This is a genomic window from Amycolatopsis plumensis, from assembly GCF_042652605.1.
GTDB classification, from domain to species: Bacteria; Actinomycetota; Actinomycetes; order Mycobacteriales; family Pseudonocardiaceae; genus Amycolatopsis; species Amycolatopsis plumensis.
In genome coordinates this window covers 9,414,014-9,426,057 of the sequence record NZ_JBHSJY010000001.1, presented here as the reverse complement: position 1 = coordinate 9,426,057, position 12,044 = coordinate 9,414,014, and the positions used below count along the sequence as shown (strand labels likewise).

General features: G+C 73.4%; 13 protein-coding genes. 12 read left to right on the top strand and 1 reads right to left on the bottom strand.

Annotated features, from left to right (window positions below; genetic code table 11):
* The first annotated feature begins 341 nt into the window (after positions 1 to 341).
* The 4 genes from ACFPLC_RS45450 to ACFPLC_RS45435 all read left to right on the top strand — a co-directional run bounded on the left by ACFPLC_RS45450 (position 342) and on the right by ACFPLC_RS45435 (position 3,673).
* Positions 342 to 1,124: a PH domain-containing protein gene (locus ACFPLC_RS45450; protein WP_378202482.1), complete on the top strand. Its 783-nt coding sequence runs from the start codon at positions 342 to 344 to the stop codon at positions 1,122 to 1,124.
* Between the two features lie 9 nt (positions 1,125 to 1,133).
* On the top strand, positions 1,134 to 1,898 hold the full coding sequence (locus ACFPLC_RS45445) for an isocitrate lyase/PEP mutase family protein (protein WP_378202479.1): 765 nt from the start codon (positions 1,134 to 1,136) through the stop codon (positions 1,896 to 1,898).
* Positions 1,899 to 1,950: 52 nt separating this feature from the next.
* On the top strand, positions 1,951 to 2,964 hold the full coding sequence (locus tag ACFPLC_RS45440; protein WP_378202476.1) for an aminotransferase class V-fold PLP-dependent enzyme: 1,014 nt from the start codon (positions 1,951 to 1,953) through the stop codon (positions 2,962 to 2,964).
* A 112-nt stretch (positions 2,965 to 3,076) separates the two neighbouring features.
* Positions 3,077 to 3,673, top strand: a complete 597-nt coding sequence (locus ACFPLC_RS45435) for a hypothetical protein (RefSeq protein ID WP_378202526.1) — start codon at positions 3,077 to 3,079, stop codon at positions 3,671 to 3,673.
* 70 nt (positions 3,674 to 3,743) lie between these two features.
* Here the strand turns inward: ACFPLC_RS45435 and ACFPLC_RS45430 are convergent, their stop codons facing one another.
* Positions 3,744 to 4,679, bottom strand: coding sequence for a ferritin-like domain-containing protein (locus tag ACFPLC_RS45430; protein WP_378202473.1), 936 nt, complete (start codon positions 4,677 to 4,679; stop codon positions 3,744 to 3,746).
* A 118-nt stretch (positions 4,680 to 4,797) separates the two neighbouring features.
* Between ACFPLC_RS45430 and rimP the strand changes: the two genes are divergently transcribed.
* The 8 genes from rimP (at position 4,798) to ACFPLC_RS45390 (ending at position 12,026) form a co-directional block, all read left to right on the top strand.
* Positions 4,798 to 5,340: a ribosome maturation factor RimP gene (gene rimP / locus ACFPLC_RS45425; RefSeq protein WP_191317302.1), complete on the top strand. Its 543-nt coding sequence runs from the start codon at positions 4,798 to 4,800 to the stop codon at positions 5,338 to 5,340.
* On the top strand, positions 5,337 to 6,383 hold the full coding sequence (gene nusA / locus ACFPLC_RS45420; protein WP_378202470.1) for a transcription termination factor NusA: 1,047 nt from the start codon (positions 5,337 to 5,339) through the stop codon (positions 6,381 to 6,383). Before rimP ends, nusA begins: the two co-directional genes overlap by 4 nt.
* Before the next feature lie 77 nt (positions 6,384 to 6,460).
* Entirely contained in the window at positions 6,461 to 6,790 is a 330-nt protein-coding gene (locus tag ACFPLC_RS45415) for a YlxR family protein (protein ID WP_378202467.1), read from the top strand.
* A 78-nt stretch (positions 6,791 to 6,868) separates the two neighbouring features.
* Positions 6,869 to 9,865, top strand: a complete 2,997-nt coding sequence (infB, locus tag ACFPLC_RS45410; protein WP_378236210.1) for a translation initiation factor IF-2 — start codon at positions 6,869 to 6,871, stop codon at positions 9,863 to 9,865.
* A 79-nt stretch (positions 9,866 to 9,944) separates the two neighbouring features.
* The gene (locus tag ACFPLC_RS45405) at positions 9,945 to 10,238 is read left to right on the top strand and encodes a DUF503 domain-containing protein (protein WP_378202461.1); all 294 of its coding nucleotides are present in this window, start codon (positions 9,945 to 9,947) and stop codon (positions 10,236 to 10,238) included.
* 19 nt (positions 10,239 to 10,257) lie between these two features.
* A complete protein-coding gene (gene rbfA / locus ACFPLC_RS45400) occupies positions 10,258 to 10,740 on the top strand; it encodes a 30S ribosome-binding factor RbfA (protein ID WP_378202458.1) in 483 nt (160 codons plus the stop codon).
* Between the two features lie 3 nt (positions 10,741 to 10,743).
* On the top strand, positions 10,744 to 11,562 hold the full coding sequence (locus ACFPLC_RS45395; RefSeq protein WP_378202455.1) for an alpha/beta hydrolase: 819 nt from the start codon (positions 10,744 to 10,746) through the stop codon (positions 11,560 to 11,562).
* A complete protein-coding gene (locus ACFPLC_RS45390) occupies positions 11,559 to 12,026 on the top strand; it encodes a hypothetical protein (protein ID WP_378202453.1) in 468 nt (155 codons plus the stop codon). Before ACFPLC_RS45395 ends, ACFPLC_RS45390 begins: the two co-directional genes overlap by 4 nt.
* Positions 12,027 to 12,044 lie beyond the last annotated feature (18 nt).

The window sequence follows — 12,044 nt, the reverse complement described above, 5'->3', positions numbered from 1 at the left end:
ACCTGACCGCCAACCCGCTGCACCGCGCGTTCGGCGTCGCGGCGCTGGCCATCGGCACCGGCGGTCGCGAAACCCTTACCCTCTCCCCGCTCGCCAGAGCCGACGCCGAAGCCCTGCGCACCGAGCTGCTGCTCTCGAAGCAATCCACTGAGGACAGTCCACTCGCGACTTTCAACCCGCGCTGGATCCGTTACGCACCACTCTCTTTTGTCGCGCCGACGATCGGCCTGGCCGCGTGGGGATCGCTCTTCAAGGTCGCGGACTGGTTCGGCGCCGGCGGCCCCCTGCTGAAGTGGCTCCTCGGAAACCTGCCCCTCGCCATCGGGGTCACGGCTCTCGCGATGGTCGCCGGTGCCGTGGGCCTCTCCGCCGAAATGTGGTGGCACCACCGCCTGGACCGCGAACCCGGCGGCACCCTGCGCGTCCGCCGCGGGCTGCTCACCACCCGGTCGACCACCCTCGAAGAACGGCGCCTGCGCGGCGTCGAACTGGTCGAGCCGCTCGGCGCCCGGCTCGCCGGGGCCGCCCGCGTGGACGCCGTGACCACCGGCCTGCGGCGCGAAGACGGCAAAACCGAGTCCAAGACGCTCCTGCCCGCCGCACCGAAAGCCGTCGCGCGGGACGTCGTGCACCACGTCCTGGGCGAACGCCTCGAGGCCGTCGAGCTGGTGCCGCACCCCACGGCCGCCCGGGCACGGCGGCTGCGGTGGGCCGTGCTCGCCGCGAGCACGCCGGTGCTCGTCGTGGCGGCGCTCGGCGCCCCGCTCGCCGCGGCCGTCGCCGTCGTCGCGCTGCCGGTGGCCGTCCTGCTCGCCCTGGACGCCTACCGCGGCCTCGGGCACGGCTCGCGCGGCCGCTACCTGGTGACCCGCGCGGGTTCCCTCCGGCGGAGCACGGCCGTGCTGACGCGTGACGGGGTGATCGGCTGGATCGTGAAGCAGTCGGTCTTCCAGTGCCGCCGTGGCCTGGCGACGTTCACCGCGACCACCGCGGCGGGCTCCGGCGCGTACGCGATCCTCGACGCCGACACCGACGAAGGCCTCGAGTTCGCGGCGGCCGCGGTGCCGGGGGTGCTGACGCCGTTCCTCCGGACTTCGGCGCCCGCCGAAGCTTCCCGGCTCTAGGTTCGGGACATGGACGACTTCCGTGCGCTGCACGTCCCCGGATCCCCGCTGCTCCTGCCGAACGCTTGGGAGTTCGGCGTCGGCGCGTTCCTCGCCGCGCAGGGCTTCCGCGCCCTGGGCACGACCAGTCTCGGCGTCTCCGCGGCGGCGGGGGAGCCCGACGGCGCACCGTCGACGCGCGACGCGACCGTCGCCCTCGCCCGGCGCCTGACCCGGCTGGACGCGCTCGTCAGCGTCGACATCGCCGACGGCTTCAGCGCGGACCCGGCCGCCGTCGCCGACCTCGCGGCCGAACTGGCCGACGCGGGCGTGGCCGGGGTCAACCTCGAAGACGGCCGGGCGGACGGCTCGCTCGCCCCGGTCGACGTCCAGTGTGCCCTGGTCACGGCGGTGAAGGACCGCGTGCCCGGCCTGTTCGTCAACGCCCGGACGGACACGCACTGGGCCGGCGACCGCTCCCTCGCCGAAGCCGAGCGGCGGGTGCGGGCGTACGCGGCGGCGGGCGCGGACGGCGTCTTCGTGCCCGGCCTCGCCGAGCCCGCGGACGTCGAGCGGATCGTCGCCGCCGGCCTGCCGCTCAACCTGCTATTCCTGCCGGGGAAGGTCACCGTGGCCGGGCTGTCGGAGCTGGGCGTCGCGCGGGTCAGCCTGGGGTCGCTGCCGTACCGGATGGCGCTCGCCGCCGCGGCCGGGACCGCGCTGGCCGTGCGCGACGGCCGTGACCTGCCGCTGACGCCGCCGTCCTACGCCGACGTCACCGCCCTGCTGCCGTGAACCGGGCGTAAATCGGGTGAACCGGCCCGCCCCGGTCTGCTTGGGTCGGGGTATGCGTGCCTTCGGAACCGACTTCGCCGCCCCGTCCGGATACCTGAACACGCCCAGCGTGGGCGTCCCGCCCGCGCCGGTGGCCGCGGCCGTCGCCGAATCGGTGGAACGGTGGCGGACCGGGGCGACCCGGCCGGGGGAGTTCGACGAGTACGTCTCGCGGGCGCGGGCCGGGTTCGCCCGGCTGCTCGGCGTCGAACCCGGCCGCGTCGCGAGCGGCGCGTCGGTCTCGCAGCTGATCGCCAACGTCGCCGCGGCGCTGCCCGGCGGCACCCGCGTGCTCGTCGCCGAGGGCGACTTCACCAGCGTGACGTTCCCCTTCGCGGCGAACCCGGGTATCACGGTGACGGAGGTGCCGCTGGACGTGCTGCCGTCGCGGGTCGAGGGCCACGACGTCGTCGCGGTGAGCGTCGTTCAGTCCGCCGACGGCCGGATCGTCGACCTCCCGGCGCTGCGGGCCGCGGCCGAGGCCGCCGGAGCGGCGGTGCTGCTCGACGCGACCCAGGCGGTCGGCTGGCTGCCGCTGGACGTCGCCTGGGCCGACTGGGTCCTCGGCGCGGGCTACAAGTGGCTCTGCTCGCCGCGCGGCAGCGCGTGGCTCGCGGTGCGGCCGGACGCGCAGGAGCGCACCCGCGCGGTCGCGGCGAACTGGTACGCGGGGGAGGACCCGTGGGCCACCGTCTACGGCCTCCCGCTGCGCCTGGCCGGCGACGCCCGCGCGTTCGACCTCTCACCCGTCTGGCTGGCCCAGGTCGGCTCCGCGGTGGCCCTGGAGTACTTCGCCGGCCTCGACCTCGCCGAGGTCCGGGCGCACAACACCGGCCTCGCCGACACGCTGCTGGAGAAGCTCGGGCTGCCGCCGCGCGGCACCGCGATCGTCTCGCTCGACGCCGACCCGGCGCGGGTGGCCGAGGCGGGCGTCGTGTCGAGCGTCCGCGGCGGGCGGGTGCGGGTCGGCTTCCACCTCTACAACACCGCTGACGACGTCGAACAGGTTTTACGCGCGTTCGAGTGAACCGCCGGACGCGGGTGAACTACCGTATGGCCCCGTGGTTGGTGCGCATTTCACCCCAGGCCCGTCCGACACGGCCCCGCTGGGCGCGGTGCCCCCGCAGCCCCGCCCGCCCGTGCCGGGGCCGCCGGCTCGCGACACCCGGTCCCTGCTGCTCAGGGGCGCCGGGCTGGTCGCGATCGCCGTCGTCTCCGGGCTGCTGTGGTACCTGATCCGGCACGACTCGGCGCCGGACCGGCCGGTCGCGCAGCCGCCGGCGCAGAACACCGGGCAGTTCGAGTTCACCCTGGTCTCGGGGCCGGCGAAGACGACGGACTGCGTCGAGAAGTCCTACGGCAAGACGAAGGCCTTCTTCCAGGACAACCCGTGCCAGTCGCTGGTGCGGGCGCTGTACACGACGGAGTCGGGCGGCGCGAAGGCGCTGGTGTCGGTGGCGGTGGTCGGCATGCCGGACTCGGCCAAGGCGAAGGCGCTCAAGACGCTGACCGAGCAGGACGAGACGGGCAACGTCACGGACCTGGTGAAGGACAAGACGTTCGCGGGCACCGGCACGCCCAGCGTGAGCGGCGCGGACGCGGCGTACTCCTCGAAGGTCGACGGCACGAACACGACGATCGTGCTGGCCGACTTCTACGCCAAGCACAAGGACAAGGACCTGATCGAGAAGATCGCCGACGACGCCCTGCGCCTCTCGGCCGACCTCCACTCCTGACCGCCCCCTGCCGCAGCCCTCGTGAGTGAGAAACAGTGTTCTAACACTGTTTCTCACTCACGAGGCCGGGTCAGCCGGACTGGCCGGGCAGGGCGATCGCCACCGGCTTCTCGCCCGCCTCGGCCCGCCAGGGGGTGCCGCGGCGGGAGGCGGCGATCAGCGCGTGCAACGCCGTGGTCCGCAACCCCGCGTCGTCGGTGTGGTCGATCACCGCGAGCCACGCCGACGCGCAGTCCGCCTCGGCCGTCGCCACCACCTGGGACGCCGACTTCGCGTCCGTCACCGGGTTCTTCGGCACGTACGCCGCTTCCGGGGCCACCGGGGTCGCCCCGGCCGCCGAGAGCGCCGTCTGCAGGAAGTCCCGGCGCACGGCGTGCTCGGCCGCGCCGCTCTTCTCCGCGTCGCCGAACTCGTCCGGCAGGAACGCGCTGACCAGCCCGTACACCCACACCGCCGCGTGCTCGGCGGCCAGCGCCACCTGCAGCGGGTCCACGGCCTCCGGCGGCACCGCGCCGGCCGGGGCGGTGCCCACCTTCGGGGCGTCCTCGCCCGGCCCCAGCGCCGGGGCGGTGCGCTGCAGCGCCGCACAGCCCGCCGCCACCGCCGCGGCCAGCCCGGCGCGGTAGCGCGGCAGCCCGCCGACGAGGTCTTCGGCCTGCTTGCGCGCGGCCGCCAGCCGTTCCTTGAAACCGCCCAGCGCGGCCGGGGCGGGCGGGTTGGGCGACGGCGACGGCTTGGGCCGGTTCAGCCGGTCCACTTCGGACTTCAGGGCGGCCGCGTGTGCCGCGCGCGCGTCGGCCAGCTGGCCGGCGGCGTCGGCGTCCGCGCCCTTGGCCAGCGCCCGCGCGGCGTCGGCGTCGGCCTGGGCGGCGGCCAGCAGGGGCTGCAGGGGGTCGGGGCTTTCGTCGTAGCCGGGCCCGCAGGCGGCGAGGGGAACGGCCAGTGCGGCCAGCGCCCCCGCGCGGAGGGCGCCACGGCGGGTCAGCTCGGTCGGTCTTCCGGTCACGCCGCCCCATCCTGCCAGGCCCCGGGGCGGCCCCGCCGCTCGCGCGGGGTGAGCGGGCGACCGGATAAGCTGGTCCACCACCGACCCGACCACCCAGCCCGAGCAAGGAGACCCCCACGTGCCAGGAGAACTCGCCAGCCGGCTTCAGCCGATAGTGGCCGAAGCCGTCACCGCCGCGGGTTTCGACCTCGATTCGTTCGAGGTGCAGCAGGCCGGCCGGCGCCAGCTGGTCAAGGTCGTCGTCGACTCCGACGACGGGGTCGGGCTGGACGAGATCGCCGAGATCAGCCGCACGGTCTCGGCGACGCTCGACGAGAACGAGCACGTGCTCGCGAGCGCCTACACGCTGGAGGTCACCTCGCCGGGCCTCGACCGCCCGCTCACCCAGCCGAGGCACTGGCGGCGCGCGCGGTTCCGCCTGGTGAAGATCAGCCCGGTGGAGGGGGCGCCCTTCGTGGGCCGGGTCGGTCACGCGGGCGAGGACGCCGCCCGCGTCCTGGCCGGCGGCAAGCTCCGCGACGTCCGCTACGCCGACGTGGCGAAGGCGGTCGTGGAGATCGAGTTCAAGCAGCCGCCCGCCGAGGACCTGAAACTGCTCGAAGACGACGCGTCCGGCATGATCGGCGCCGGTCAGGCCGAGACGGAGAAGGGGTCGAAGTGAACGTCGACATCGCCGCACTGCGGGCGATCGAACGGGACAAGGACATCCCCTTCGAAACGGTGATCGAGGCCATCGAGACGGCCCTGCTCACCGCGTACAAGCACACCGAGGGCCACCAGCCGCACGCCCGCATCGACATCGACCACAAGACGGGCCTGGTGCGCGTGCTCGCGCACACGCTGACCCACGACGGCCAGGTCGACGAGGAGTGGGACGACACCCCCGAGGGGTTCGGCCGGATCGCCGCCACCACCGCGCGCCAGGTCATCCTGCAGCGGCTGCGCGACGCCGAGCATGAGAAGACCTTCGGCGAGTTCTCCACCAAGGAGGGCGAAATCGTCGCCGGTGTCATCCAGCGCGACGCCCGCGCCAACGCGCGCGGCATGGTCGTGGTCCAGGTGGGTGACACCGAGGGCGTGCTGCCCTCCGGCGAGCAGGTCGCCGGGGAGTCCTACGAGCACGGCAGCCGGATCAAGGCGTATGTGGTCACCGTGTCGCGCAGCAACCGCGGCCCGCAGATCACGCTCTCGCGCTCGCACCCGAACCTGGTGCGCAAGCTGTTCGCGCTCGAGGTGCCGGAGATCGCCGACGGGACGGTCGAGATCGCCGCCGTCGCGCGCGAGCCCGGGCACCGCACGAAGATCGCGGTCAAGTCCACCGTGCCGGGCGTCAACGCCAAGGGCGCCTGCATCGGCCCGGTCGGCGCGCGCGTGCGTAACGTGATGAGCGAGCTGGCCGGCGAGAAGATCGACATCATCGACTACTCCGAGGATCCGGCCCGCTTCGTCGGGAATGCGCTGTCGCCCGCGAAGGTTGTTTCGGTACGAGTCGTGGACGAGCGGGCGAAGACCGCCCGCGTCGTGGTGCCGGACTTCCAGCTGTCGCTGGCGATCGGCAAGGAGGGCCAGAACGCCCGCCTCGCCGCCCGCCTGACCGGCTGGCGGATCGACATCCGCAGCGACGCCGCACCGGCGGACGACGAGGGTGATCAAGACCACGCCCGTCCGCCGCGGCCCGCCGCGACAACCGGTTCGGCTGAGTGAAGGTCGAAGCGCTAGACTCAGGAGTGGTTCGAAGCCCGCGGCGGGTAGCCGAGCACCAGCCCCACCGGAATTCCCCGGTGCGGACTTGTGTCGGCTGCAAGCGGCGGGCCTTGATCGGTGAGCTGCTGCGCGTGGTCGCGGTGGCCGGGCGGGTGGTCGTCGACGAGCGTCGGCGGCTGCCGGGCCGGGGGGCTTGGCTGCACCCCGACCCGGACTGCCTGGCCAAGGCCGAACGGCGGCGAGCCTTCCCGAGGGCCCTGCGGGCTCCCGGGGCGCTCGACGCCGCGGAGGTCCGCGAGCACGTCGGGCGCACCGAAGCCCCACGGACCACGCACCACGAGCCCGGGACGTCCCCGGGGTCGCGAGGAAGCAAGGAAGCAGGTCGACCCGTCATGAGTCAGCCGTGAAGCTGAAGCCATGAGCGTCAGACAATAAGGACGAGGTCAGCGGGTTTTCCGCCTGGCCTCCCCTAGATGAGGAGAGTTGTGCCAGGCAAGGCCCGCGTACACGAGCTCGCGAAAGAGCTCGGCATCACCAGCAAGGACGTGCTCGCGAAGTTGAAGGAACAGGGCGAGTTCGTCAAGTCCGCGTCGTCCACGGTCGAGGCGCCCGTCGCCCGCCGTCTCCGCGACGCGTACGCCCCCAAGGGCGCCAAGAAGCCCACCCCCGGCCCGTCGGCGCGCCCCGGTCCGCCGGCCGCCAAGCCCGGACCCGCCGCCCCGAAGCCCCCCGCGCCTGCCCCGCAGGCTCCGGCGGCCCAGGCGACGCCCACTCCGGCTCCGGCCGCACCCCAGCAGCAGGCGCCCGCGGCGCCGCGGCCCGCCACCCCGGGGCAGCGCCCCGGCCCGCGGCCCGGCCCGCGTCAGCAGCCTGCCGCGCCGGCCCCCCAGGAGCAGGTCCCGGCCGCGAAGGCGGAGGCTCCGGCCGCTCCCAAGCAGGACACCCCGGCCACGCCCTCGGTGTCCTCCTCGGGCGGCACCGGTTCGGTCGTCCCGCCGAAGCCGCAGGGCCCCAAGCCCGGCGGTCCCAAGCCCGGCCCGCGCACCCCGCGCGTCGGCAACAACCCGTTCGGCGTCGGTTCCGGCGCCCCGGCCCCGCGTCCGCAGGCTCCGCGCCCCGGCGGCGGCCAGGGCGGCGACAACCGGCCCCCGCGTCCCGGCGGTGGCGCCGGCGGTGACCGTCCGGCCCCGCGGCCGGGTGGTGGCGCCGGTGGCAACCGGCCGAGCCCGGGCAACATGCCCCCGCGGCCGAACCCCGGCATGATGCCGGGCCGCACGCAGCGTCCCGCCGGTCCCGGTGGCGGCGCCCGCGGTGGCCCCGGTGGCGGCGCGCGTGGCGGCCCCGGTGGCGGCGGTCGTCCCGGTGGCGGCGGCGGCGGTTTCCGCGGCGGTCCCGGTGGCGGTGGCGGCGGCGGTGGCTTCCGCGGCGGCCCCGGTGGCGGCGGCGGTGGCGGCGGCTTCCGCCCGGGTGGCGGCGGTCCCGGTGGCGGTGCCCCGGCCGGTGGCGGCGGCTTCCGCGGTGGCGGCGGCGGTCGTGGCGGCCCCGGTGGCCGTGGCGGTACCGCGGGTGCCTTCGGGCGTCCCGGTGGTCCCTCGCGCAAGGGCCGCAAGTCGAAGCGGCAGAAGCGCCAGGAGTACATGGACAACATGCAGGCGCCCAGCGTCGGCGGCGTCCGCCTGCCCAAGGGCAGTGGCGAGACGATCCGGCTGCCGCGCGGTGCCTCGCTGACCGACTTCGCCGAGAAGATCGACGCCAACCCGGCTTCGCTGGTGCAGGTGCTCTTCCACCTCGGCGAGATGGTCACCGCGACGCAGTCCGTGTCCGACGACATCCTCGAGCTGCTCGGCGGCGAAATGAACTACAACGTTCAGGTCGTCAGCCCCGAGGAGGAGGACCGCGAGCTCCTGGAGACCTTCGACATCACGTATGGCGAAGACTCCGGCGAGGAAGAGGACCTGCAGGTCCGGCCGCCCGTCGTGACCATCATGGGTCACGTCGACCACGGTAAGACCCGCCTGCTCGACACGATCCGGAAGACGAAGGTCCGCGAGAGCGAGGCCGGCGGCATCACGCAGCACATCGGTGCGTACCAGATCGAGACCGAGCTCGAGGGCAACCCGCGCCTGATCACCTTCATCGACACCCCGGGTCACGAGGCGTTCACCGCCATGCGTGCCCGTGGTGCGAACTCGACCGACATCGCGGTGATCGTGGTGGCGGCCGACGACGGTGTGATGCCGCAGACGGTCGAGGCGATCAACCACGCGCAGGCCGCCAAGGCCCCGATCGTGGTCGCGATCAACAAGATCGACAAGGAAGGCGCGAACCCGGACAAGATCCGGCAGCAGCTGACCGAGTACGGCCTGGTCGCCGAGGAGTACGGCGGCGACACGATGTTCGTCGAGATCTCCGCGCGGCAGAACATCAACATCGACGGCCTGCTCGAGGCGATCCTGCTGACCGCCGACGCCGCTCTGGACCTCCGGGCCAACCCGGACATGGAGGCCCAGGGTGTCGCGATCGAGGCGCACCTCGACCGCGGCCGCGGCCCGGTGGCCACCGTCCTGGTCCAGCGCGGCACGCTGCGCGTCGGTGACTCGGTCGTGGCGGGTGACGCCTACGGCCGCGTCCGCCGGATGGTCGACGAGCACAACGTCGACGTCACCGAGGCGCTGCCGTCGCGGCCCGTCCAGGTCATCGGCTTCACGTCGGTGCCGGGCGCGGGCGACACCTTCCTGGTGGTCGACGAGGACCGCGTCGCCCGGCAGATCGCCGAGCGCCGGTCGGCTCGCACGCGCAACGCGCTCAACGCGTCGCGCCGCAAGCGGGTCAGCCTCGAGGACCTCGACTCCGCCTTGAAGGAGACGAACAGCCTCAACCTGATCATCAAGGGTGACAACTCGGGTACGGTCGAGGCCCTCGAAGCCTCGCTGCTCCAGCTGGACGTCGGCGACGAGGTCGAGCTGAACGTGGTCCACCGCGGTGTCGGTGGCGTGACCGAGTCGGACATCGACCTGGCGACCGCGTCCGACGCGATCGTCCTCGGGTTCAACGTCCGCGCCCAGGGCAAGGCGACCGAGCGGGCCACCCGCGAGGGCGTCGACGTCCGGTACTACACGGTCATCTACCAGGCGATCGACGAGATCGAGCAGGCCCTCAAGGGCATGCTCAAGCCGGAGTACGAAGAGGTCGAGCTGGGCCGCGCGGAGGTCCGCGAGGTCTTCAAGTCCTCCAAGATCGGCACGATCGCGGGTTGCCTGGTCATGTCCGGCGAGATCCGGCGCAACGCCCGGGCCCGTCTCCTGCGCGACGGCACGGTCGTCGCGGAGAACCTGCCGATCAGCTCGCTGCGGCGGTTCAAGGACGACGTGGTCGAGGTCCGTGAGGGCTACGAGTGCGGTCTGACGCTCGGTTCGTACGGCGACATCAAGGTCGACGACGTGATCGAGACGTACGAGCAGCGCGAGAAGCCGCGGGCGTAATGCCTGTGTCCCCGGGTGTGCGGCTTACCGCCGCACACCCGGGGTTCCCATCCCTACGACACCACCCCAAAATTTGCCTATGTTCGTCGGAGCTCTCGAGCTCGACATCCTGCTCGGTGACGTCCATTCGCTGAAGCAGAAGCGATCCGTGGTCCGTCCGGTGCTGGCCGAGGTGCGCAAGCGCTTCGCCGTGTCGGTGGCCGAAGCCGGGCACACCGACCTGCACCGCCGGACCCTCATCGGGGTGGCCGTGGTCGCCGAAGGTGGCGAGCACGTCCGGGACGTGCTCGACTCGTGTGAGCGGTACGTGGCGAGCCGGCCGGAGTTCGAACTGCTCGCCGCCCGCCGCCGGTTGCTCGGCCCCGATGATTAGATCTTCCTAGGAGAACGACATGGCCGATCCTGCTCGGGCTCGCAAGCTCGCCAAGCGGATCTCGCAGATCGTCGCGTCGGCGATCGAGCACGAGGTCAAGGACCCCCGGCTGGACTACGTGACCATCACGGACACGAAGGTCACCGGCGACCTGCACGACGCGACGGTGTACTACACGGTCCTCGGCGAGAAGCTGGACTCCGTCCCGGACTTCGCCGGTGCGGCGGCGGCGCTCGAATCGGCGCGCGGGGTGCTGCGCACGAAGGTCGGGCAGGGCACCGGCGTCCGCTACACGCCGACGCTGACCTTCGTCGCGGACACGATTCCCGAGGAGTCGAAGCGCATCGAGGACCTGCTGGCCAAGGCCCGCGAGGCCGACGCCGAGGTCGCCCGCCGCGCGACCGGCGCCCAGCACGCGGGCGACGCCGACCCGTACAAGGCGCCTCGCGAGACCGAAGACGCCGAAGACGACGAGCTCGCGGAGGAGGAGAGCCGGGGCTGACCCGTGCTCTCCCGCCGCGGTCTGCTCGCCGGCAGCGCACTGGCGCTGCTGGCGGGCTGCTCGGCTGCCGAACCCCCGCCCGGACCGCCCCCGGTGCCGGCACCCACCCGGCCGGTCGCGCCGCGTGACCCGGTGACGGTCCAGCGCATGCCCTCGGCGGCCCGCGGCACCGACGTCGACCTGGTGCTGATCACGCCCGAAGGCGTCCCGGCCGGGGGCCTGCCGGTGTGCCTGGCCCTGCACGGCCGCGGCGCCCGGGCCCGGACGTTCCTCTCCCTGGGGGTCCCGGCGGTGCTCACGGCGGCGGTCCGCGCCGGAACGCCGCCGTTCGCGATCGCGGCCCTCGACGGCGACCACTACTGGGTGAGAACCGGCGGTGCCGACGACCCGCAGCGCATGCTGGTCGACGAAGTCCCGGGCTGGCTGACGGCCCGCGACCTGCGCCCCCCGTCGGCGGTGTTCGGCATTTCGATGGGCGGCTTCGGCGCCCTGCGGTTCGCCCGCGCCCACCCGGAGCTGAAGGCGGTGGCCACGGCGAGCGCGGCGCTGTTCGTCAGCTGGCCGGACGCCCGCAGCCGCAAGGTGTTCGCGGACGAGGCGAATTGGCGCGACGCGGAACCCCTGCGGCACACGGCCGAGCTCCGCCCCGGCGGCTTGGGCGTGTGGTGCGGCGAGTCGGACCCGTTCCTGGCCGCCGACCGGCGGCTGGTGAAGGCGGTTTCGCCGGAGGTGTCCCGCTTCTCGCCGGGCGGCCACGATGACGAATACTGGCAAGGCGTACTACCGGAGATCGTGAAGTTCGTGGGGGAGCGCCTGTCGTGACCGAGGTGTCCAAGGCCGTCTGGACCGACGCCGACTTCCCGCAGATGGGCTGGCACGACAGCCACATCCACGCGCTCAGCGTCCTGGAGGACGACGACCCGCTGCCGGGCCGGCTGGTGCTGGACCTCGACTACATCGTCCGCTGGGTCGATCCCGCCCGGGGCGAGAAGCACTTCACGTTCTGGATCGCCCCGGCGACCCTGGTCTTCGACGAAGCCTGGGACATCACCGGCGAGCTCGGCCCCCTGCACGGCGGCTTGGAGCTCTCGGACCTCCACCGGCTGGCGCCACCGGACGACCGCCCGTACCCGGGATGGCACCTCGAAGGGCACGAGTTCGACCTCAGGTTCCGGGCCCGCGGCTTCCGGCAGTACCTGCGCACACCACCACAGCACGTCGACCGGCAGGTCTTGACCATGGCGCAGCGCGGCGGCCTCAGCTTCGCCGAGCAGGCCTTCGCCTAGCGGCTGAGCACCCAGGTT